Raw genomic sequence first — 21,213 nt, 5'->3', positions numbered from 1 at the left:
TCTGTTTTTACTCCTCTACAAATTCTAAAATATCCGCTGGTTGACAATCTAATGCTTTACAAATAGCTTCTAATGTTGAGAAACGAATTGCTTTGGCTTTTCCTGATTTTAAGATTGATAAATTTGCAGTAGTGATTCCCACAATTTCTGCTAACTCTTTACTCTTCATTTTTCGTTTAGCAAGCATTACATCTAAGTTTACAATGATTGCCATAATTATATTGTTAAGTCGTTTTCAGATTGAATCTCTATTCCTTTTTTTACTATTTGAGAAAAAATTAAAATAACTCCCGCCAAAAAGATAAAATCACTCGAAAATAAATCCATTGAAAAATTATACCTTCTTCCAATAAACCTAACATGAGCGTTGTGTATTATCGCCACCCCCCATAAATAAAGTATAGCATAGCTAATTTTTTTCATCAAAAAATACACATTGCTATTAAATGGTTTTTTTAAATTCAAACTTGCCAACAATTTAGTTACTAAAAAAGCTATATAAGCTTCAATTAAAAACAAACCTACTTTATACATAGTTATAAATGTGTATTGTATAAAATCAAAATTTCTATACTCAAATAAGTTTAACCCTCCAAAAAGATTTTTAGCTGCCTCTGGATTTTTAATACTCACTAAATAAGACACTAATATAGAGCCTGATTTAATTAATAATCCTACAAAAACTATCCAAGCAATAATATGCATTCCTTTTAATATTTTTTCTGATTTCATTTTCTGTTTTTTATATTGTTAAATCATTTTCCTCTTGTAAAACATTACCTTTTACTACTAAAAAAGATATAAACTGTACAAATAAAGCAACCACAAATATTGGCAGCACTTTACTTATTGAGGCTCCTATTGTATATCCAAATATATATCCAATACTGAAAGCTGGATTTGAATTTGCATTTATACCTGAATTACTCCCATCAATTGCCAAACCTAAAATTATCGTAATACACAAAATTATACTTCCATAAATAACCAATCCTCTTCCAACTTTTCGTAAACGTTGACTATTCTCTTGAGTAAAAACACTATTTTTTGAAAACTTAAATATTACCTTTCTAAACTCTAGAATTAGATATATAAAATAAAGTACCAATGCTAAAGCAATAAAATTTAAAAGATGATAATACTCATCATGAAAACTCTCTGGAATTTCGAGCTTAAACACTTTTATTCTACTTCCTCCATAAACAATGTGATGTATCACTTTATACAATTTTTCAAAAAAATTTATACTTGCACTTAACAGTAGTAACGTGCAAAATATTTTTAAAATACTTAATGTTGTTTTCATTCTCAATTTTATTATTTAATGACGAAGCAAATATAATAAAATTATTGAAAAACAATAATTTTTTATTTTTTAATGATAAATAAAGTTTCCTTACATTTGTTTTATGAGTAAGAAATTAAAAATAGACGGAATTGATAAAATTATTATCAAACGGTTAGTTGAAGACGCGCGAACTCCAATATTAAGTATTGCTCGTGAAGTAGGAATATCAGGAGCGGCAATACACCAACGCTTACGTAAATTAGATGAGTCTGATTTAATAGAAGGCTACAAAATGGTTTTAAACCCGAAAGCATTAGGTTATACAACAACCGCTTTTGTTGGGGTTTTCTTAGATTCTGCTAGTTTATACTCTTCAGCAATTAAACGTTTAAAAGATATTCCTGAAGTTGTAGAAAGCCATTATACTACCGGTAACTACGCTATCTTCATTAAAATTTTATGTAAAAACAACGAAGATTTAATGCATCTGTTAAACAAAGATATTCAAACTATAAAAGGGGTTTCAAGAACCGAAACTTTTATATCTTTAGACCAACAAATAGACCGACAAATAAAAATTTAAACCCCGAATGAACGATTTTATCTTCTACTTTAAAATGGGCTTATTTCATGTACTTGACCTTAAAGCCTACGACCATATTTTATTCTTAATCGTGTTAGCTGTAGTATATCAATTTAAGCAGTGGACAAAAGTATTATGGCTAATCACATTATTTACCATAGGACATTCAATAACACTAGCACTTTCGGCTTATGGAATTTTAAATGTACGAGCAGATTTAATTGAATTTTTAATTCCGTTAACCATTTTTATTACAGGAGTAATGAATGTGTTAACCGCTAAGAAAGCATCAGTAGGTAAAGAAAATCAAAACTTATTTTTTGCCTTGTTCTTCGGATTAATTCACGGATTAGGTTTTTCTAACTACTTTAAAATGATGATTGGCAAAACTTCTGACAAATTCTTTCCTTTAGTAGAGTTTGCATTAGGAGTAGAAGTAGCGCAAATCATTATTGTTTTAGGAATTTTATTAATTGGAGCTTTGGTACAATCTATTTTTACTGTAAATCGTCGCGATTGGATTTTAATTACTTCATCTATCGTAATCGGTTTTGCTTTACAAATGATGTTCGATCGTGTTTTTTGGTAAAAAATTAACGTCTATCTAATTCAAATCTAGTTACCTTAGCTCATCTAAGAAAAATCACACCAATTATTTTGAGTAAAAAACAATTAAAATACGATGTTGCCTATTTAAAAATGGCAAACGAATGGGCACAACTTTCACACTGTATTCGTAAAAAAGTGGGCGCTTTAATTGTTAAAGACAGAATGATTATTTCTGACGGTTATAATGGTACTCCTTCTGGTTTCGAGAATTATTGCGAAGACGAAGAAGGCTATACCAAATGGTATGTTTTGCACGCCGAAGCCAATGCTATTTTAAAAGTAGCGGCATCAACACAATCGTGCAAAGGCGCCACTTTATACATCACCTTATCACCTTGCCAACAGTGTAGCAAATTAATACACCAAGCTGGTATAAAACGTGTTGTATATGCAAATGCATATAAAGACCGATCTGGGTTAGATTTCTTAGAAAAAGCAGGTGTTGAATTGACGTATTTACCAAATGAACAAGAATAATTTACCAATATATTTCTCTATCGCAGTAGTTTTCGGTATTCTTATCGGAACTTTTTTTAGCGGTGGAAATACAAGTAACCTTATCAGTAAAAGCACTTCTAGCGAACGTAAAATAAAACGTTTGATCGATTATATTGAAAGTGATTATGTTGATGACGTTAATACCGATGATTTATTAGACGGTGCTATTGCCGAAATGCTAGGTAAGCTTGATCCGCACTCGGTATATATTCCAAAAGAAAATTTACAACTCGTAACCGAAAACATGCAAGGAAACTTCGTAGGAATCGGAGTTCAGTTTCGTATGATTGGTGATACTATTACCGTAATAGAACCTATTAAAGGAGGACCAAGTATTGAAGCTGGAATTAAAGCTGGAGATAGAATTTTACTTGCCGACAAAGATACCTTGTTTGGAAAACGCTTACAAACAGCACAAATAATGAAAGCCTTAAAAGGAAAACCAGATACTAAGGTTGATTTACAGATTTACAGAAAAACAAACGACAGTATTTTCGATATCACCATAAATCGAGGAAAAGTAAACATTAAAAGTGTTGATGTTGCTTACATGCTAAACGACAGTATTGGTTACATAAAACTCGATCGTTTTGCACGTAACACTTATATTGAATTTAAAGCTTCTTTAGATAAACTTTTAACCAAAGGAATGACTGATTTAGTATTAGATCTTCGTGGAAATGGTGGTGGTTTTATTGATATTGCTAATGATATTGTTGATGAATTTTTAGAAGATGATAAACTCATCGTTTTCACCAAAAATAACAAAGGCGATGTTATAGAATCTTTCGCAACTGAAAAAGGCGATTTTGAGCACGGTGGATTGTATGTATTGATTGATGAAAACTCTGCATCAGCATCTGAAATTGTTGCAGGAGCTTTACAAGACAACGATAAAGGAATTATTATTGGGCGTCGTTCTTTTGGTAAAGGATTGGTACAACAAGAAATGGATTTAGGTGATGGTTCTGCAGTGAGATTAACCACAGCTCGTTATTACACCCCAACAGGTCGCTCTATTCAAAAACCATATAAAGACGAAACTTCATCAGAAGAATACGATCATGATTTTAATATTCGTTTAGAAAACGGAGAACTATTTAGTAAAGACAGTATTAAAACCATAGACAGTTTAAAGTTTACAACACCTAAAGGAAAAATAGTGTACGGTGGTGGCGGAATTATTCCTGATTATTTTGTTGCTGTAGACACCACAGCGTACATTCCAACAATTTTCTTCCGTCCGTTAAACGATTTTGCTTTTTCTTATGTTGATAACAATCGAAAAAAACTATCAAAAATAACAGTAGAAGATTTCATCAAAAACTTCGACAAAGATCATAGTGTTTCTGATAAATTTTTAAGAAAAATGAGAGACTACAGGGTTTCTGAAAGAACAAAAAACCAACTTAGGAACAACTTAAAAATTCTTATTGCACGTGAATTATTTAATGATGAAGGCTTGTATAAAGTAGATCATCAAGATGATAAAATGCTTCAAAAAGTATTTGAGTTAGAAGCTAACTAAACTTACTCAACTAAAAAACCACTTAATACATCTGCTATTTTTCTGTTATCAGAAAGTTGCGGGATTTTATTTTGACCACCAAATTTACCAATTGATTTCATATACTCATGGAAACCACCTTTTTTAACTTTTCTAATAATAAGCGGACGTAAAACTTTACCTGCAATCAAATCAAAATAATACACATTTTGCTCTTGCATAGAAGCATCAATTTTTGACGCTAATTCTTCTAAGTTGTCAGGCTCATTTTCAAACTCAATAAACCATTCGTGATACGGTAATCCGCTTTTTGGATTTACTTGAGGAGCTACGGTAAATTCACTAATATTAACATCAGTTCCTTTAATTGCATCATTAAGTGCCTTTTCTACTTCTTTCCCAATTACATGTTCTCCAAAAGCTGAAATAAAATGTTTGATACGACCTGTAACTTTTATTCTGTAGGGTTTTAACGAAGTAAACTCAATTGTATCTCCAATATTATATCCCCACAAACCTGCAGAAGTATTTAAAATAATCACATAATTAACCCCTAATTGAACATCTTTAAGTGAGATTCTTGTAGGGTTTTCGTCGAAGAACTCATTAGCAGGAATAAATTCATAGAATATCCCTGAATTAAGCTGCAACAACATTCCTTTTTCGGTTTGAGAATCTTGATATGCGATAAATCCTTCGGATGCTGGATACAACTCTACATAATCTATCTTCTTACCTATTAAGGCTTCAAATTTATTTTTATAAGGTTCAAAATTTACACCACCATAAACGAAAAAATTGAAGTTTGGAAAAATCTCAGAAACTGTCTTTCCTGTTTTTTCAATCAGTTTTTCAAAGTACATCTGCACCCACGACGGAATTCCGCTGATAACCGTCATATTTTCTGGCAACGTTTCTTCAACAACTTTATCAACTTTTGTATCCCAATCTTCAATACAATTGGTCTCCCAACTCGGTAAACGATTTTTTAATAAATAATTCGGAACATAGTGCGCTGCAATTCCACTTAAACGTCCTAGTTTCACTCCGTTTTTATCTTCTAGCACCGGACTCCCTTGTAAAAAAATCATTTTCCCATTAACGAAACTAGCATCGCCTGTTTCAGCAATATAAAATAACAAAGCGTTACGTGCTGCTGAAATATGTGTAGGCATCGACTCTTTACTAATCGGAATATATTTTGCACCAGATGTGGTTCCTGAAGTTTTAGCAAAATACAACGGTTTTCCTTTCCATAGTACATTTTCTTCACCAGCAACAACTCTATCTACATACGAACGCAATCCTTCATAATCATTAACAGGAACTCGTTTTTTAAAGTCTTCATAATTATTGATAGAAATAAAATCATGATCCTTCCCAAATGCAGTTTTACATCCTTCAGTTACTAAATATTGAAATACTTTTTCTTGGGTTTTATGCGGATTATTTGCCCATTTATATACTTGCTTTCGTATTATTTTGGCAAAAGGAATTGCTATTACTGATTTTATACTCATTTACTGAAAATCTATATAATTTATTGGGTTTACGGGAAATCCGTCGTTCCATAATTCAAAATGTAGATGTGGACCCGTTGTTAATTCACCTGTAGAACCTACACTTGCTATTGCTTCACCCGATTTTACTACATCTCCTTGCTGTTTTAACAAGGTTCCGTTATGCTTGTACACAGAAATAAATTCGTTAGCATGTTGAATTGTTAACACATAACCAGTCTCTGCAGTCCATTCAGCTAAAATAACAGTTCCGTCAGCTACTGATTTTACTGGTGTTCCTGTTTGTGCTACAATATCAATAGCGTAATGCTTTTCATTTACATCAAAAGATTGCGAAATGTTTCCTGTTAAGGGAGAGAAGAAAACAATTTTTGCCTTACTATTTCCTCCTTGATATAAAGGAAAAAGGTTTTTATTTTCAATTTTTTCTCTAAACAAAGAATCTTCTTTCGTTGCTAACAACTTATTTTCATCAACAGTAATTGTTTGTATTTCACTGGTGATTGAATCTATTTTTTCTGGCTCAATCTCACCTGTTAACACTGGCTTTAAAGCTCTAGTGTAACTTTCTATTATCGCTAATCTATTTTTTAAAGAATCAGCTTCATAAGTTAATTTTGTCGCTTTCTTTTTTAATGCGGTTGAAGAATACCCTGGAATATATTCGCGTATTCCTGTAAATGCAATCAGTAAAGTTGTTAATACAATAAGTAGTACTGAAAAAATCCCTCCAAAAACAAACACATTTAATCGTGATAATTTTAAAGAAAAACGTTCTTGAAATGTGTCTTCATTTAAAATTACCAACCTGTATTTATCGGTAAGTTTTTGTTTTATTTTTCGTTGTTTTTTCGTCTTTGCCACTTTAGTATACTAGTTTGGTCTTCAAATATACAACGAAAAAGTGGCGAATCTATTTTTTATAAAAATTCATCTCATCAATGTATTTCCATACTTGATAAGACAGTAGTGGCTTGCAGTTTTTTTCTTCTTTAATTGCCTTTCGTATCATGGTAGATGAAATTTCTACAATTGGCGCGTTAACTCTATGTATTTTCTCATGATTATCAAACTGAGTTTCAATAATTCCTTCTGAAATTCTCGGATATACATATATGTTATAATCATCTAAAATAGCTTCGTAATTTTTCCATTTATGAAAACTTTTTAGATTGTCTTCCCCCATAATAATGCTAAAATTATAATCGGGATGTTTCTCAGAAATATGAGCTAAGGTATTTACTGTGTAGTTAGGTTGCGGAAGTTTAAACTCTATATCAGAAGGTTGAATTTTATCGTATTCTTTGGTTGCTAAATACACCATTTCTAACCTGTGATGATTGTCTAACAACGAGCTTTTCTTTTTAAATGGATTATGAGGCGTAACCACCATCCAGATTTCATCTAAATCTGAATTTTCAACCATGTGGTTCGCAATAATTAAATGCCCAATATGAATTGGGTTAAAAGTTCCGAAATACAATCCTATGTTTTTCATAACCTCAATGACTTTCTTACTCTTCTCCTGAATCCTACTTTTATAATCCTAAAAAACTATCAACTAAATCTTCTGCTTCTTGTAAAGCTACAGGTAAATCGTAGTTTTTTATAATCTTATCAAACTGTGGTGCAGTTGCCAACTCTACCGAAGCTTTTGCTATACGCATATTGATTTTATCTTCACTTTCGGTACTTCTTTTCTTTAAACGAATTTTAAGCTCGTCAACACTAGGTGGTTTAACAAAAACTGCCAAAGTTTCTTCTGGAAACTTCTTTTTTATACGCAACCCCCCAACAACATCAATATCAAAAATTACATGTTTTTTTTGAGCCCAGATACGTTCAACTTCGGTTTTTAATGTTCCGTAGAAATTATCACGATATACTTCTTCCCACTCTAAAAACTCATCGTTTTTAATCTTTTGTTTAAATTCTTTTGCAGAAATAAAATAGTAATCTTTTCCATCAACTTCTTCACCTCTTGGAGCTCTAGAAGTTGCTGAAATAGAAAACTCTAAATTAAAACGTTCTTGTGCCAATAAATGACGAACAATGGTTGTTTTTCCTGAACCTGATGGAGCTGAAAACACAAATAATTTCCCTTTAAATTCTTCTGTCATTTTTATAAAACGTTTAAAATTTGTTCTTTTATTTTTTCTAACTCATCCTTCATTTGAATAACTAATTTTTGCATCGGTGCAAAATTAGCCTTAGAACCTGTGGTGTTGATTTCTCTACCAATTTCTTGAACGATGAAACCTAATTTTTTTCCGTTAGAATCTTCAGTTGCTAACTGTTCTAAGAAATACTCTAAATGATTCGCTAAACGAACTTTTTCTTCGTTGATATCTAACTTTTCTAAGTAGTAAATTAATTCTTGCTCAAAACGATTTTCATCTACCTCAACTTTTAAATCGTCTAACGCTTTTTGCAAACGCTCTTTTACGTTTTCGATTCGTTCACCATCTAACTCTTTTACATTTTCTAACGCTTCTTTGATATTAAAAATTCTCGTTTTAAAATCTTCTTCTAACGATTTTGCTTCATCAATTCTATATTGAATGATTTCTTTTAGAGCTTCATCAATATGAGCATCAATTTGCTTCCATTCTTCATCATCTAATTCTTCTCGCTCTGTTTTTAACGCATCAGGCATTCTAACTGCCATCTTCATCAATTCTACATCATCAGAAGAACCTACTTGAGTTACATTTCTTAACTGTTGCATGTACTCACGAACCACACCAGTATTAACCGTAGTTGAAGTTTCATCTGCAGTCATTTCTACATAAATAGAAAAATCTACCTTACCTCGCACTAAACTACTCGCTAGTTTTTTACGAACATCCAATTCCTTTTCTCTGTAATAAGAAGGAATTCGTGTGTTTAAATCTAAATTTTTACTGTTTAACGATTTAACTTCTATCGTAACTTTTTTAGAAGGCAGATGTAGTACAGATTTACCGTACCCCGTCATAGATTGTATCATAACTTCGGTTTAATAATCGGCAAAGATACGGTTATTTATTGGGAGTTTCGGCAGGACGTTTGGTTACTAAAAACACTCCAAGAAATATGAGTAATGCAGCTCCAATTTTTACGATATCTAAATGATCGCTCCCAACAATTAACGCATAAATAGCTGCCACCACTGGTTGAAGATATATAAAAACACTTACTGTGGTTGGTTTTAATCTTGATAATGCAAATAGGTTGAATAAATAAGTAACACAGGTGCTAAACAACACTACAAATCCTGCTTTTAAGTATATTGACGTTGGCATTACACCCCATTGAACTTCTAAAAACTCAGAAATACCAAAAGGAAACACCAATAAAAACCCAAAGAAATACAACCATTTTACAAAAACAATTGGATTGTATTTTTCAATTAGTTTTTTAACAATAACTAAATACATTGCATACGACGCAGCGTTTACAAACACTAAGAAATTCCCTAGCATCATATTACTTGCATTCCCTTGTAACGAATTTCCGTAGGCTATTAAAATTATTGCGCCTACTAAACCAACTACAACTCCTATTATCTTTCTTGAAATTAGTTTTTCTTTGAGAAGAATACTTGCAAAAATCAATACCAAAATAGGGGTTGTTACCATCATAACCGAACCACTAATAGGTGTTGTATAACTCAATCCTTTAAAAAAAGTAAGCATGTTAAGCGCTATCCCGAAAAAAGATGCTAATGCTATTTTTTTATAATCTGACTTTTCTATAGATGGTGCTTTTACAAACAACCCTAACAGCCAAAAAACCGAAGCGGCTCCACCTACTCGAAGTAATATGAATCCGAAAGGCTGAATATGTTCTTCCATCACTTCTTTAGCAACGGTAAAAGTTATTCCGTAAATAAGTGTTGCGATAGATGTAGCCGTAAGTGCTAATGCTCTTTGATTCATTTTTAACGAGTATAAAAAACAAGTGCAAAGATGAGATAAATTTCTTGTTTTCTATTACTTTTTTAACCCATATACCTGTATTAATATCATGGTTAAACAACAAAAAAGCACTGCAAATGCAGTGCTTTTTCCTTTGGTTGATTAACTTTTGATTAGTCCACTAAAGGTGGTATTCTTAATACTTGTCCAGGATAAATTTTATCTGGGTGTGTTAACATTGGCTTGTTCGCTTCGAAAATTACTGGATACTTCATTGCATCTCCATAAAATTCTTTTGCAATTTTACTTAATGAATCTCCACTAACTACTGTGTGGAATTGAGCCATTGCAGCTTCTTCGATTACCTCAACTTCAGCAACTGTCATATTATCTTCTACAGATGCAATACCATCGGTATTTCCTACTACTAAAACTACTTTTTCTTTTGTTGCTAAATCTGCAGCTTCACCAGTAACTGTAGCTTTATCATCATCTACACTAATAGCTAAGTTTTCTACAGAAAGCTCTAATGTATTTACAGCGTTTACTAATTTTGCAGCTTTTTCAGCAGCTTCTTCTTCAGTTGTTTTTCCGATACCGAAAACTTTTGCTCCGGCATTTTTAATAAATGAAAAAATCCCCATTCTTTTTTGATTTTTTGTTGTTAATAATTTTTCTCGCCTGACCAAGATACAATTTTTATACCAAAAAAACTAAACGGAACCTTAGAAACACACCTCAAAGAATCATCAACCATACAAAACAAAAAAAGCACACTGATTTAGTGTGCTTTATCATAAAAAACTATTTTTTTATCCTTTAAAAGAATTCCAGCCTTGTGCTTTTAATTCAATTTCTTGATTTGCTCGAGTTACCAAATTCATCCCTTGGTTTTCTTCGGTAATATGACCAATAACCGTTAAATGTGGATTTCCTTTAATCTTGTCGTAATCATCAATTGACACAGTAAACAACAACTCATAATCCTCTCCTCCACTTAAAGCAATCATGGTAGAATCCATGTTGAATTCTTCGGAAGTTGCTATCACCTGCGGATCTAAAGGCAACTTTTCTTCATAAACCTTACATCCTGTTTTGCTTTGCGTACAAATGTGCATGATTTCAGAAGATAATCCGTCAGAAATATCTATCATAGAAGTTGGTTTTACTTCTAACTCTTTTAATAACGTTGGAATATCTTTACGAGCCTCTGGTTTTAATTGACGTTCAATTATATATGAGTAATTATCTAAATCTGGTTGATTTTGAGGGTTTACCTGAAACACTTGTTTTTCTCTTTCTAAAACTTGCAATCCAAGATACGCTCCACCTAAATCACCCGAAACAACCATTAAATCAGTTGGTTTTGCTCCGTTACGATATACAATATCTTCTTTTTTAGCTGTACCTATAGCTGTAACAGAAATTAACATACCTTTAGTTGAAGAAGTTGTATCGCCTCCAATTAAATCAATTTTATAAGTATCACACGCTAACTGAATTCCTGCATATAATTGCTCAATAGCTTCTAACGGAAAACGATTAGAAACTGCAATTGATACTGTTATTTGTTTGGCAGTTGCATTCATCGCATATACATCCGATAAATTTACCATTACCACTTTATACCCTAAATGTTTAAGCGGCATGTAACTTAAATCAAAATGTACGCCTTCTACTAACAAATCTGTAGTTATAACAGTTTCTTCTTCTGATGATTTAATAACCGCAGCATCATCTCCAACACCTTTTACTGTTGATGAGTGATACATTTTAAAATGCTTAGTTAAATGGTTGATTAATCCGAACTCTCCAAGTTCAGCCAACGAAGTTCTTTCTTGATTTTTATCTTCTAACATGCTGCAAAGATAATGACAAGTAAATAAATTACTAATCACGATACAAGATAAAATAAAAATAGGGTTTAACAGTTTTTGAATGTTATATAAGTAGTTAATTACTTAATTTAGTGTTTTTAAAATCCCTGTTTATGAAAAGATATAATTTCTTAATTTTATTAGTTGGAGTACTCTTGTTTGTATCATGCTCTTCTTCACCAGAAGAAGAAATTCCAAAGACAAATAAAAAACCTTGTGAGAATGGAATGGCTGGTATTTTTCCTTGTGAAAATTATGATTTACTATTACATATTCCTTTAAGTACTTTTGGAGCAAGTGACGGAAGTGATTGCTGGGGGTGGACCGATCTAACTACCAATAAAGAGTACGCTATAATGGGGGTGTTTAACGGAACTGTTTTTGTAGATATTACCGACACCGAAAACCCTGTATATTTAGGGAAACTTCCTACTGCAACGGTAGGCAAATATTGGTGGGATGTAAAAGTTTATAACAATTACGCATTTATTGTAAGTGAAGCTGACAATCACGGGATGCAAGTTTTTGATTTAACTAAACTACGAAACGTTACAAATCCTCCAACAACTTTTACAGCTGACACGCGTTACACAGGTTTTGGAAGTGCTCACAATATGGTAATTAATCAAAATTCTGGTTATGCATACCCGGTTGGAACGAGCAAGAGCGGAACATACAAAGGAGGTCCTCTTTTTATAAATATTCAAAATCCATTAGCTCCAACTAGCGAAGGTGGTTGGGGAACAGACAATTATAGTCATGATGCCCAAGTAGTAACTTACACCGGCCCCGATTCAGATTATACAGGTAAAGAAATATTAATAGGAAGTAATGAAAATGAAGTTGTTATAGTAGATATTACCGATAAAGCAAATCCTAAAAACATTTCTAAGATTTCTTATGCTAATGTAGGATACACTCATCAAGGTTGGTTTACCGAAGGTCAAAAATATTTTATTCTTGGTGACGAGTACGACGAAAGAAACTTCGGAGGAAATACACGAACAATTATTTTTGATTTTTCAGACTTAGATAACCCAAAACAACATTTCACTTATAACGGACCAACCCAAGCTATCGATCATAATGGTTATGTAAAAGGCAATACTTTTTATTTAGCTAATTACACAGCTGGGGTGCGTTTTATCGATATCGCAAACATAGAAAGTAAAAGTATTTCTGAGATTGGATATTTCGACACGTATCCAGAAAACAACGGAGCTAATTTTAACGGTGTATGGAGTGTTTACCCATATTTTAACAGCGGTAAAATAGTGGTAAGTGATATAAACAGAGGATTATTCGTTATTAAAAAACAATAAATGCTAAAAAGAACTTCCATATTTTTTGGAGTTGTTTTATCACTTTTAAGTTGCAGTAAAGATGATGGAATTTCTCAAACTTCATCAACCAAACCTCCTGAAGTATCGTTTATTAAAACACTAGGAGGCTCAGTAAATGAAAGTGGTAGAAGTGTCATATCAACAAATGACGGAGGCTATGCCATAGGTGGTTTTACCCAAAGTATAGATGGAGACATTGAAACCACTAAAAGTACTATTCAATACGATTTTTGGTTATTGAAGTTTGACAGAGAAGACAATCTTCAATGGAAAAAAACTTACGGTGGAACGAAAGATGATAAAGCTTACAAGCTTATTCAAACAAATGACAATGGTTTTGTTATTGCAGGTCATGCTAAAAGCGATGATATAGATGCTACTTCAAATAATGGTTTTGATGATGTTTGGGTTATAAAAACTGATGCAAACGGAACAATTACTTGGCAAACGAATACTGGTTTTTCTGGTACTGATCAAGGTTTTTCTGTTATCCAAACTTCCGATGAAGGTTATTTTATCGCAAGTATTTTAGATGTAACTGCATCGGGAGGTGCTGGTAACTCAAAATTTTCAGCGAGACATGCTGGTGGTGATTATTGGGGAATAAAATTAAACGCAAACGGGACCATTCAATGGCGTAAATATTTTGGAGGTGCCAACACCGACACCTGTTATGATGTTGCTGAAACCACTGACGGATATTTATTAATAGGATCATCAGACAGTAATGATGTAGATATCAAAAGTAATAAAGGGTCTTATGATTTTTGGATAGTTAAAACCGATAAAAACGGAACGTTACTTTGGGAAAAATCATTTGGTGGATCTGAAATTGATGAAGCCAGAGCTATTACAAAAAGCAATGATGGTAATTTTATTATTGTAGGAGACACGAGAAGTTCAGACAAAGATGTCACCAAAAACAATGGAGGCGCCGATGTTTGGGCAATCAAAATTAACTCAGAAGGTAATATTCTTTGGCAAAAAAACTACGGAGGTTCTAGTTTTGATGTGGGATATTCTATTCGTAAAACTTTAGACAATAATTTTATTATTTCTGGAAGCTCAAGAAGTTCAGACAATAATTTTATCAATAAAGGTCAAAACGACGCTTTAATCATGAAAATTGATACAAACGGAAAATTGCTTTGGCAAAAAACGGTAGGTGGTTCAGAAATAGATTTTTGTTACGACGCAACAGAACTAACTAGCGGAAGCATTATCGCAGTTGGTGAAAGTAATAGCAACAATCAAGATATAACAACAAACAAAGGTTTTTCCGACCTTTTAATCATAAAATTAAAATAAACAGATGAAGCATTTTTTAGCTCTTTTTGTAAGTATCCTTCTTTTTTCATGCAGTTCAGATAATGATGAACCTATAAAAGAGGTTTCGGTAAAATTAAAATTTACTCAAAATTGGGATAATACCACTATTGAAAAATCTGACCTAAACAATACAGAATTCACTAATAAACTAGGAACAAAAGTTTCAATTACAAGACTACGTTATTTAGTTTCTAGAATAACATTAACCAATGGTGCAGATGAAAAAACTGTTTTTGATGGTTATAAGTTAGTAGATATTAGCAACCCTGAAAGCTTACTACATGAATTACCTCAAAAAGTATCTGAAGGCTCTTACAAACTTACTTTTACTTTCGGTTTTGTTAATGATGATAACCAAAGTAATATTTATCAAGATTTAAACACAGCTTCTTGGAGTGTTGGCGAAATGATGGGTGGTGGTTATCATTTTATGCAATTAGACGGAAATTATAAAGACAAAGATGGTAATAAACAACCATATAACTTTCATGTTATTCGAGCTTACGACGCAACAACTATGACATCTGAAGACACTTCAATAACTATAGAAGTCAGTAATACAATTACTTTAAAAAACAATGCTACTATTGAAATTAAAATGAATGTAGCAGGATGGTTTAAATCACCTAACGACTGGGATTTAAACGAAAAGAATATCGATTTAATGGAAGATTTCGAAGCTCAAAAATTAATGTTTGAAAACGGAAAAAGTGGCGTGTTTAGTATAGGCACAATCAACCAATAACATGAAACGACAAAGCATATACATTTTTCTATTCTTTTTTCTTTTGTTAAGCTGTTCTTCAAAAGAAGAAGTAGATGTATATACTCCTATTCCAGCGAGCTTAAAAGTTCCTGAGATTTTTCAACAGAGGCTGATTGCACCTTTAGTTCCAACAAATAATCCATTAATTGAAGAAGGCATTTCTTTAGGGAAGAAATTATTTTTTGATAAAATTTTATCAAAAGACAACACCCAATCGTGTGCTAGTTGTCACGACCCAAAAAGAGCATTTACCGATGAAACTCGTTTTAGCGACGGAGTAAATGGGCAGTTTGGAAATCGAAATTCTATGCCGCTTTTTAACCTTGCTTGGAATTTTGATGAGCGATTTATGTGGGATGGCAAAGAACTAAGTATCGAACGACAAGCTTTTGCACCTGTTCGCAACCCTATCGAAATGCATAGTGATTGGAAAAATGTTGCTAAAAAATTACAAGATCACGCTGAATACCCAACACTATTTAAAAAAGCATTTGGTACTACAAAAATAGATTCTGTTTTGGTTACTAAAGCCATCGCTCAATTCGAGCGAACATTAATTTCAGGAGATTCAAAATTTGATCAATATTTACTAAAAAAAGTTGATTTGACTCCTGAAGAACTCAACGGATTCAACATTTTTATGGATGAAACTCGTGGCGACTGCTTTCATTGTCACGGAAGTGATAGCAATCCACTTTGGACAGACAATAAATTCCACAACAACGGATTGGATGCAACTTTTACCGACTTAGGTTTAGGAAAAGTAACTGGAGACCCTAACGATAATGGGAAGTTTAAAACACCTTCTCTTCGAAATTTAAAATTCACAGCTCCGTTTATGCACGATGGGCGATTTGCAACTATTGAAGAAGTGATTAATCACTATTCTGAAGGATTGAAACAATCTTCAACCATAGATCCTTTGATGAAAAAAGTTGGTCAAGGTGGTGTACAACTTTCCGATAAAGACAAAGCCGATTTAAAAGCTTTTCTTTTAACACTTTCTGACAACAATTTTGTAAACAACCCTGATTTTCAAGAGTAATCTAGTAATAATAAACGTGGCTTTTTAAGATATAAACAAATCTTATAGCTCAATAGCTTTATTCATTTCAAAATACTATCTAAGTCATATTTTGTCATTATCTTTGCACTTCATTTAGATTTAATCTATTTAAACGATGATAAAAGTTTCAGACACAGCAAAAAAGAAAGTCATTGAATTAATGACAGATGATGGATTTGATACTACAACCGATTTTGTTCGTGTTGGAGTAAAAAGTGGCGGTTGTTCAGGATTATCATACGACTTAACTTTTGACAAAACCCAGCAAGAAAATGATAAAGTTTTTGAAGACAATAATGTAAAAATTGTAGTTGACAAAAAAAGCTTTTTATACTTAGTGGGAACTACTTTAGAATATTCTGGAGGCTTAAACGGTAAAGGGTTTGTATTTAACAATCCTAACGCTAACAGAACCTGTGGTTGCGGAGAAAGTTTTTCTCTATAACACCAATACACCAAAAAGAAGACTTAAAGACTGATGAGTAAATATACCGAGGACGATTTAAGAGAAGAATTAAAAACCAAAGAATACGAGTACGGTTTTTATACTGATATTGAAAGTGAAAAGTTTCCTAATGGAATAAACGAAGATATTGTTCGTGCCATTTCAAAAAAGAAAAATGAGCCAGAATGGATGACTGAATGGCGTTTAGAAGCTTTTAGAATATGGGAACAAATGGAAGAACCAGAGTGGGCAAATGTCACTTACAAAAAACCAAGCTTCCAAGAAATATCATACTACTCAGCTCCTAAACAAAAACCAAAATTAAATAGTTTAGATGAGGTTGATCCTGAATTATTAGCAACTTTTGAAAAACTAGGAATTTCTTTAGAAGAGCAAAAGAAATTAGCCAACGTAGCAGTAGATATTGTTATGGATTCTGTTTCGGTAGCAACTACCTTTAAAGAAACATTGGCTGAAAAAGGAATTATTTTTATGCCTATTTCAGAAGCTATTCAAGAGCATCCAGAATTGGTGAAAAAATACATTGGTTCTGTTGTACCACCAACCGATAATTTTTATGCAGCATTAAATTCGGCAGTATTTTCTGACGGATCTTTCTGTTACATTCCAAAAGGAGTTCGTTGCCCGATGGAATTATCAACATACTTCCGTATTAACGAAGGAGGTACTGGTCAGTTTGAGCGTACTTTAGTAGTTGCCGATGAAAGCAGTTATGTTTCTTATTTAGAAGGATGTACTGCACCGCAACGTGACGAAAACCAATTACATGCTGCTGTAGTTGAATTAATCGCTTTAGATGATGCTGAAATAAAATATTCAACAGTACAAAACTGGTTCCCTGGTGATTCTGAAGGAAAAGGTGGAGTTTTCAACTTTGTAACCAAAAGAGGATTGTGCGAAACCAACGCTAAAATTTCTTGGACACAAGTTGAAACAGGATCAGCAATTACTTGGAAATACCCAAGTTGTATCTTAAAAGGAAACAACTCAGTAGGTGAATTTTATTCAATTGCTGTAACCAACAACTTCCAACAAGCAGATACGGGTACTAAGATGATTCACTTAGGAAAAAATACGAAGTCGACTATTATTTCTAAAGGAATTTCAGCAGGAAAATCACAAAATAGCTACCGTGGATTAGTGCAAATAGGGTCGAGAGCTGAAAATGCGCGTAACTTCTCACAATGTGACTCTTTATTAATGGGTAACGAATGTGGGGCACACACATTTCCTTACATTGAAGCTAAAAACAAATCTGCACAAATAGAACACGAGGCAACAACTAGTAAAATTGGTGAAGACCAGTTATTTTACTGTAATCAACGTGGTATAGATACCGAAAAAGCAATTGCATTAATTGTAAACGGATTTAGTAAAGAAGTACTAAATAAATTACCAATGGAATTTGCTGTTGAAGCTCAAAAACTATTAGAAATTAGTTTAGAAGGTAGTGTAGGATAATACAAACGAAACACCATGAAAAAATTAGTATTCATACTTTTAGCAGTTATTAGTTTCAGCTGTAAAAACACTGAAAAGAAACCTTCTTCAGAAGAAAAAGTAACTGAAAAACCTCAAGTAAAACTTCATGTTTTAAACGGAGGGTCAATTTTAGTAAATAAATTAGAAGTTTTTTCACAAGACACAACATATACGGGTCAATCTAAACAATTTACCGATGCGTATTATGTGATTTCACATCCAAAAGGAAATTTAATGTGGGATGCTGGTTTACCTGAAGGGTTAGTTTTAGATGAGCCTTACACTGAACCTAGTGGTACATTTACCATTCAAAGACCAGACTCTTTACAAAATCAATTAAAATCTATCGGGTTTACAATTGATGACTTCAAATATATTGCGTTATCTCATTCACATTTTGATCATACAGGTCACGCTAATTATTTTAAAAACGCTACATGGTTAGTTCAAGAAAACGAATACGATTTTATCACTAACGATTCGGCAAAAGTTAAAAATGCTGATGTATACAACTCGGTTAGAGAGCTTACCAATGTTAAAAAATTAAACGGTGATTACGATGTTTTTGGTGACGGTACAGTTGTAATTAAGTACATGCCAGGACACACTATAGGTCATCAAGCTTTATATATAGAAGCTGGTTTAGAAAAACCTATTTTATTAACTGGTGATTTATACCACTTTGAAGAAAATAGAGAAACCAAAGGTATTCCTTCTTTCAATTATAATGTTGAGCAAACATTAGAAAGCATGGATAAATTCGAAGCTTTCGCTAAAGAAAAAAATGCTGAAGTAATTATTCAGCACTCACCAAAGGATTTCAAAAAATTAGAAAACTTATTAAAAAAGTAACCATACAGTAATGTTAAAAATAGAAAACTTACACGCACAGGTAGAAGATAAAGATATTCTTAAAGGAATTAATTTAGAAGTAAAAGCAGGAGAGGTTCATGCAATTATGGGACCTAATGGTGCAGGTAAAAGTACCTTATCATCGGTAATTGCTGGTAATGAAAACTATGAAGTAACTTCAGGAAACATTGAGTTAGATGGAGAAGACATTAGCGAATTAGCTCCTGAAGAAAGAGCGCACGCAGGTGTTTTTATGTCTTTCCAATATCCAGTAGAAATTCCTGGTGTTACTGTTACAAACTTTATAAAAACAGCTATTAACGAATCTCGTAAAGCAAAAGGTTTAGAAGAAATGCCTGCTAAAGACATGCTAAAAAAGATTCGTGAAAAATCTGAATTGTTAGAAATCGACCGTAAATTCTTATCACGTTCTTTAAACGAAGGTTTTTCTGGTGGAGAAAAGAAACGTAACGAGATTTTTCAAATGGCAATGTTAGAACCAAAATTAGCCATCTTAGATGAAACAGATTCTGGTTTAGATATCGACGCATTACGTATTGTTGCTAATGGTGTAAACAAGTTAAAATCTAAAGACAATGCTGTTGTAGTTATTACGCACTACCAACGTTTATTAGATTATATTGTACCTGATTATGTTCACGTTTTACACGACGGAAAAATCGTTAAAACTGGCGATGCTTCTTTAGCTTTAGAACTAGAAGAAAAAGGATACGATTGGATTAAAAACGAATTAGCTTAATTTGATATAAACTATCAACGCTGAGTAGTAATGACAGTAAGAATATAATGGAGTTAAAAGAAAAAATATTATCATCATACGTAGCCTTTGAAAACGGTGTAAACATTAATTCAGATTTACACGATATTAGAACCAAAGCGCTTCAAAATTTTGAAAAACTAGGTTTCCCTACAAAAAAACTTGAAGCTTGGAAATACACTTCTTTAAATTCAGTTTTAAAAGAAGATTATAGTATTTTTCCTAATCGAGAAGTAGCGGTAGAGTTGGCTGATGTAAAAAAGTATTTCATTCATGAAATAGACAGCTACAAAATTGTTTTTGTTGATGGAAAATACAGCTCATTTTTATCAAACACTACACACGATGGTAAAGATGTATGTTTATTATCTGCTGCTTTTTCGAAAGATAAATACAAACCAATAATTGAAAAGTATTTCAATAAAATAGCAAAACAAGATAATTTAACTTCTTTAAATACTGCTTTTGCTACTGAAGGTGCTTTTATTCATATTCCTAAAAATGTTGAGGTTGAAAAACCAATTCAAATCATCAATTTTAATACAGGAAAAGAAAATGCAGCAATGCTTCAACCCCGTAATTTAATTGTTGTTGAGCAAAATGCACATGTTCAAATTATAGAGCGTCATCAAAACCTTAACGACAATGCTGTATTAACCAATGCAGTAACAGAAATTTACACGGATACTCATGCTACGGTAGATTATTATAAAATCCAAAATGATAATGACAACGCTTCTTTAGTTGATAACACGTATATCGAGCAACAAAAAGAAAGTACTTGTTCTGTACACACGTTTTCATTTGGAGGAAATATTACACGTAACAACCTAAACTTTTATCAAAAAGGAGAACATATCAACTCTATTTTAAAAGGGATTACAATTATTGAAAGTAAACAGCATGTAGATCATCATACTTTAGTAAATCATATTGAACCTAACTGTGAAAGCCATCAAGATTATAAAGGTATTTATGCTGATCGTTCTACAGGTGTGTTTAACGGAAAAGTTATTGTTGAAAAAGAAGCTCAAAAAACCAATGCTTATCAACAAAACAACAACATTTTAATCAGCGATAAAGCAACGATTAACGCAAAACCTCAATTAGAAATTTTTGCAGACGATGTAAAATGTTCTCACGGTTGTACTATTGGGCAATTAGATGATCAAGCATTATTTTACATGCAGCAAAGAGGTATTCCTAAAAAAGAGGCAAGAGCATTATTAATGTATGCTTTTGCAAATACTGTTTTAGAGAGTGTTAAAATACCTGAAGTAAAAGGAAGAATCACTAAATTAATTGCTAACAAGCTTGGTGTAAATATCGGTTTTGACTTGTAATTCGTTT

Annotated in this window: 24 protein-coding genes; 13 read left to right on the top strand and 11 right to left on the bottom strand. The window is 32.4% G+C overall.

Translation table 11 applies throughout. The annotated features are described in order from the left end of the window. Positions 1 to 7 precede the first annotated feature (7 nt). The 3 genes from ACKTST_RS01310 to ACKTST_RS01300 are packed head-to-tail and all read right to left on the bottom strand — an operon-like array spanning position 8 to position 1,219. On the bottom strand, positions 8 to 214 hold the full coding sequence (locus tag ACKTST_RS01310) for a helix-turn-helix domain-containing protein (RefSeq protein ID WP_408045989.1): 207 nt from the start codon (positions 212 to 214) through the stop codon (positions 8 to 10). Between the two features lie 2 nt (positions 215 to 216). Beyond that, positions 217 to 732 (bottom strand): DUF2975 domain-containing protein, encoded by a 516-nt coding sequence (locus ACKTST_RS01305; protein ID WP_408045988.1) that lies wholly within the window; start codon positions 730 to 732, stop codon positions 217 to 219. Positions 733 to 742: 10 nt separating this feature from the next. Next, positions 743 to 1,219, bottom strand: a complete 477-nt coding sequence (locus ACKTST_RS01300; RefSeq protein WP_408045987.1) for a DUF2975 domain-containing protein — start codon at positions 1,217 to 1,219, stop codon at positions 743 to 745. A gap of 190 nt (positions 1,220 to 1,409) precedes the next feature. On the opposite strand from ACKTST_RS01300, the gene ACKTST_RS01295 reads away from it, so the two are divergent. The 4 genes from ACKTST_RS01295 to ACKTST_RS01280 all read left to right on the top strand — a co-directional run bounded on the left by ACKTST_RS01295 (position 1,410) and on the right by ACKTST_RS01280 (position 4,506). Beyond that, positions 1,410 to 1,871, top strand: coding sequence for an Lrp/AsnC ligand binding domain-containing protein (locus tag ACKTST_RS01295; RefSeq protein ID WP_408045986.1), 462 nt, complete (start codon positions 1,410 to 1,412; stop codon positions 1,869 to 1,871). Between the two features lie 7 nt (positions 1,872 to 1,878). Beyond that, the gene (locus ACKTST_RS01290; protein WP_408045985.1) at positions 1,879 to 2,460 is read left to right on the top strand and encodes a HupE/UreJ family protein; all 582 of its coding nucleotides are present in this window, start codon (positions 1,879 to 1,881) and stop codon (positions 2,458 to 2,460) included. 65 nt (positions 2,461 to 2,525) lie between these two features. Further along, the gene (locus ACKTST_RS01285) at positions 2,526 to 2,957 is read left to right on the top strand and encodes a deoxycytidylate deaminase (protein ID WP_408046165.1); all 432 of its coding nucleotides are present in this window, start codon (positions 2,526 to 2,528) and stop codon (positions 2,955 to 2,957) included. Beyond that, positions 2,944 to 4,506, top strand: coding sequence for a S41 family peptidase (locus ACKTST_RS01280; protein ID WP_408045984.1), 1,563 nt, complete (start codon positions 2,944 to 2,946; stop codon positions 4,504 to 4,506). Before ACKTST_RS01285 ends, ACKTST_RS01280 begins: the two co-directional genes overlap by 14 nt. A gap of 2 nt (positions 4,507 to 4,508) precedes the next feature. Here ACKTST_RS01280 and ACKTST_RS01275 read toward each other — a convergent pair whose 3' ends face one another. The 8 genes from ACKTST_RS01275 to thiL form a co-directional block, all read right to left on the bottom strand. Next, positions 4,509 to 6,005 carry a GH3 auxin-responsive promoter family protein gene (locus ACKTST_RS01275; protein WP_408045983.1) on the bottom strand — a complete coding sequence of 499 codons (1,497 nt, stop codon included), beginning with the start codon at positions 6,003 to 6,005 and terminating at the stop codon, positions 4,509 to 4,511. Beyond that, on the bottom strand, positions 6,006 to 6,869 hold the full coding sequence (locus ACKTST_RS01270) for a M23 family metallopeptidase (RefSeq protein ID WP_408045982.1): 864 nt from the start codon (positions 6,867 to 6,869) through the stop codon (positions 6,006 to 6,008). A 49-nt stretch (positions 6,870 to 6,918) separates the two neighbouring features. After that, positions 6,919 to 7,503 carry a nicotinate (nicotinamide) nucleotide adenylyltransferase gene (gene nadD / locus ACKTST_RS01265; RefSeq protein ID WP_408045981.1) on the bottom strand — a complete coding sequence of 195 codons (585 nt, stop codon included), beginning with the start codon at positions 7,501 to 7,503 and terminating at the stop codon, positions 6,919 to 6,921. Positions 7,504 to 7,543: 40 nt separating this feature from the next. Continuing rightward, on the bottom strand, positions 7,544 to 8,125 hold the full coding sequence (gmk, locus tag ACKTST_RS01260) for a guanylate kinase (protein ID WP_408045980.1): 582 nt from the start codon (positions 8,123 to 8,125) through the stop codon (positions 7,544 to 7,546). Positions 8,126 to 8,127: 2 nt separating this feature from the next. Next, on the bottom strand, positions 8,128 to 8,994 hold the full coding sequence (locus ACKTST_RS01255) for a YicC/YloC family endoribonuclease (protein ID WP_408045979.1): 867 nt from the start codon (positions 8,992 to 8,994) through the stop codon (positions 8,128 to 8,130). Positions 8,995 to 9,025: 31 nt separating this feature from the next. Further along, positions 9,026 to 9,925: a DMT family transporter gene (locus ACKTST_RS01250; protein WP_408045978.1), complete on the bottom strand. Its 900-nt coding sequence runs from the start codon at positions 9,923 to 9,925 to the stop codon at positions 9,026 to 9,028. Between the two features lie 152 nt (positions 9,926 to 10,077). Then, on the bottom strand, positions 10,078 to 10,548 hold the full coding sequence (lysM, locus tag ACKTST_RS01245) for a peptidoglycan-binding protein LysM (RefSeq protein ID WP_408045977.1): 471 nt from the start codon (positions 10,546 to 10,548) through the stop codon (positions 10,078 to 10,080). Between the two features lie 168 nt (positions 10,549 to 10,716). Next, the gene (gene thiL, locus ACKTST_RS01240) at positions 10,717 to 11,763 is read right to left on the bottom strand and encodes a thiamine-phosphate kinase (protein ID WP_408045976.1); all 1,047 of its coding nucleotides are present in this window, start codon (positions 11,761 to 11,763) and stop codon (positions 10,717 to 10,719) included. A 131-nt stretch (positions 11,764 to 11,894) separates the two neighbouring features. Here thiL and ACKTST_RS01235 point away from each other — a divergent pair, with 131 nt between their 5' ends. From ACKTST_RS01235 to sufD, 9 genes are all read left to right on the top strand, one after another. Further along, the gene (locus ACKTST_RS01235) at positions 11,895 to 13,103 is read left to right on the top strand and encodes a choice-of-anchor B family protein (protein ID WP_408045975.1); all 1,209 of its coding nucleotides are present in this window, start codon (positions 11,895 to 11,897) and stop codon (positions 13,101 to 13,103) included. Next, positions 13,104 to 14,432 (top strand): hypothetical protein, encoded by a 1,329-nt coding sequence (locus ACKTST_RS01230; RefSeq protein ID WP_408045974.1) that lies wholly within the window; start codon positions 13,104 to 13,106, stop codon positions 14,430 to 14,432. A 4-nt stretch (positions 14,433 to 14,436) separates the two neighbouring features. After that, complete coding sequence (locus ACKTST_RS01225) at positions 14,437 to 15,198, top strand: MbnP family protein (RefSeq protein ID WP_408045973.1); 762 nt, start codon at positions 14,437 to 14,439, stop codon at positions 15,196 to 15,198. A 1-nt stretch (position 15,199) separates the two neighbouring features. Beyond that, positions 15,200 to 16,264 carry a cytochrome-c peroxidase gene (locus tag ACKTST_RS01220; RefSeq protein ID WP_408045972.1) on the top strand — a complete coding sequence of 355 codons (1,065 nt, stop codon included), beginning with the start codon at positions 15,200 to 15,202 and terminating at the stop codon, positions 16,262 to 16,264. Between the two features lie 136 nt (positions 16,265 to 16,400). After that, positions 16,401 to 16,730 carry a HesB/IscA family protein gene (locus tag ACKTST_RS01215; RefSeq protein WP_115899898.1) on the top strand — a complete coding sequence of 110 codons (330 nt, stop codon included), beginning with the start codon at positions 16,401 to 16,403 and terminating at the stop codon, positions 16,728 to 16,730. Positions 16,731 to 16,763: 33 nt separating this feature from the next. Then, on the top strand, positions 16,764 to 18,212 hold the full coding sequence (gene sufB, locus ACKTST_RS01210; RefSeq protein WP_408045971.1) for a Fe-S cluster assembly protein SufB: 1,449 nt from the start codon (positions 16,764 to 16,766) through the stop codon (positions 18,210 to 18,212). Positions 18,213 to 18,227: 15 nt separating this feature from the next. Then, on the top strand, positions 18,228 to 19,085 hold the full coding sequence (locus tag ACKTST_RS01205) for an N-acyl homoserine lactonase family protein (RefSeq protein ID WP_408045970.1): 858 nt from the start codon (positions 18,228 to 18,230) through the stop codon (positions 19,083 to 19,085). A gap of 10 nt (positions 19,086 to 19,095) precedes the next feature. Next, entirely contained in the window at positions 19,096 to 19,845 is a 750-nt protein-coding gene (sufC, locus tag ACKTST_RS01200) for a Fe-S cluster assembly ATPase SufC (protein ID WP_408045969.1), read from the top strand. Between the two features lie 47 nt (positions 19,846 to 19,892). After that, complete coding sequence (sufD, locus tag ACKTST_RS01195; RefSeq protein ID WP_408045968.1) at positions 19,893 to 21,206, top strand: Fe-S cluster assembly protein SufD; 1,314 nt, start codon at positions 19,893 to 19,895, stop codon at positions 21,204 to 21,206. Positions 21,207 to 21,213 lie beyond the last annotated feature (7 nt).

The sequence above is a fragment of the Tenacibaculum crassostreae genome (assembly GCF_964512405.1).
Lineage (GTDB): Bacteria > Bacteroidota > Bacteroidia > Flavobacteriales > Flavobacteriaceae > Polaribacter > Polaribacter crassostreae.
The sequence above is the reverse complement of the archived record's forward strand: the minus strand, read 5'-3'. Positions and strand labels throughout refer to the sequence as shown.

What these genes read in the sequence shown, in the direction of transcription:
- sufC (WP_408045969.1), top strand. Translation starts at nt 19,096, where the DNA reads ATGTTAAAAATAGAAAACTTACACGCACAGGTAGAAGATAAAGATATT.
- ACKTST_RS01255 (WP_408045979.1), bottom strand. Translation starts at nt 8,994, where the DNA reads ATGATACAATCTATGACGGGGTACGGTAAATCTGTACTACATCTGCCT.
- ACKTST_RS01290 (WP_408045985.1), top strand. Translation starts at nt 1,879, where the DNA reads ATGAACGATTTTATCTTCTACTTTAAAATGGGCTTATTTCATGTACTT.
- ACKTST_RS01280 (WP_408045984.1), top strand. Translation starts at nt 2,944, where the DNA reads ATGAACAAGAATAATTTACCAATATATTTCTCTATCGCAGTAGTTTTC.
- ACKTST_RS01275 (WP_408045983.1), bottom strand. Translation starts at nt 6,005, where the DNA reads ATGAGTATAAAATCAGTAATAGCAATTCCTTTTGCCAAAATAATACGA.
- ACKTST_RS01225 (WP_408045973.1), top strand. Translation starts at nt 14,437, where the DNA reads ATGAAGCATTTTTTAGCTCTTTTTGTAAGTATCCTTCTTTTTTCATGC.
- ACKTST_RS01305 (WP_408045988.1), bottom strand. Translation starts at nt 732, where the DNA reads ATGAAATCAGAAAAAATATTAAAAGGAATGCATATTATTGCTTGGATA.
- lysM (WP_408045977.1), bottom strand. Translation starts at nt 10,548, where the DNA reads ATGGGGATTTTTTCATTTATTAAAAATGCCGGAGCAAAAGTTTTCGGT.
- ACKTST_RS01230 (WP_408045974.1), top strand. Translation starts at nt 13,104, where the DNA reads ATGCTAAAAAGAACTTCCATATTTTTTGGAGTTGTTTTATCACTTTTA.
- sufD (WP_408045968.1), top strand. Translation starts at nt 19,893, where the DNA reads ATGGAGTTAAAAGAAAAAATATTATCATCATACGTAGCCTTTGAAAAC.
- ACKTST_RS01250 (WP_408045978.1), bottom strand. Translation starts at nt 9,925, where the DNA reads ATGAATCAAAGAGCATTAGCACTTACGGCTACATCTATCGCAACACTT.
- ACKTST_RS01205 (WP_408045970.1), top strand. Translation starts at nt 18,228, where the DNA reads ATGAAAAAATTAGTATTCATACTTTTAGCAGTTATTAGTTTCAGCTGT.
- nadD (WP_408045981.1), bottom strand. Translation starts at nt 7,503, where the DNA reads ATGAAAAACATAGGATTGTATTTCGGAACTTTTAACCCAATTCATATT.
- ACKTST_RS01235 (WP_408045975.1), top strand. Translation starts at nt 11,895, where the DNA reads ATGAAAAGATATAATTTCTTAATTTTATTAGTTGGAGTACTCTTGTTT.
- ACKTST_RS01310 (WP_408045989.1), bottom strand. Translation starts at nt 214, where the DNA reads ATGGCAATCATTGTAAACTTAGATGTAATGCTTGCTAAACGAAAAATG.
- sufB (WP_408045971.1), top strand. Translation starts at nt 16,764, where the DNA reads ATGAGTAAATATACCGAGGACGATTTAAGAGAAGAATTAAAAACCAAA.
- ACKTST_RS01220 (WP_408045972.1), top strand. Translation starts at nt 15,200, where the DNA reads ATGAAACGACAAAGCATATACATTTTTCTATTCTTTTTTCTTTTGTTA.
- thiL (WP_408045976.1), bottom strand. Translation starts at nt 11,763, where the DNA reads ATGTTAGAAGATAAAAATCAAGAAAGAACTTCGTTGGCTGAACTTGGA.
- ACKTST_RS01215 (WP_115899898.1), top strand. Translation starts at nt 16,401, where the DNA reads ATGATAAAAGTTTCAGACACAGCAAAAAAGAAAGTCATTGAATTAATG.
- gmk (WP_408045980.1), bottom strand. Translation starts at nt 8,125, where the DNA reads ATGACAGAAGAATTTAAAGGGAAATTATTTGTGTTTTCAGCTCCATCA.
- ACKTST_RS01295 (WP_408045986.1), top strand. Translation starts at nt 1,410, where the DNA reads ATGAGTAAGAAATTAAAAATAGACGGAATTGATAAAATTATTATCAAA.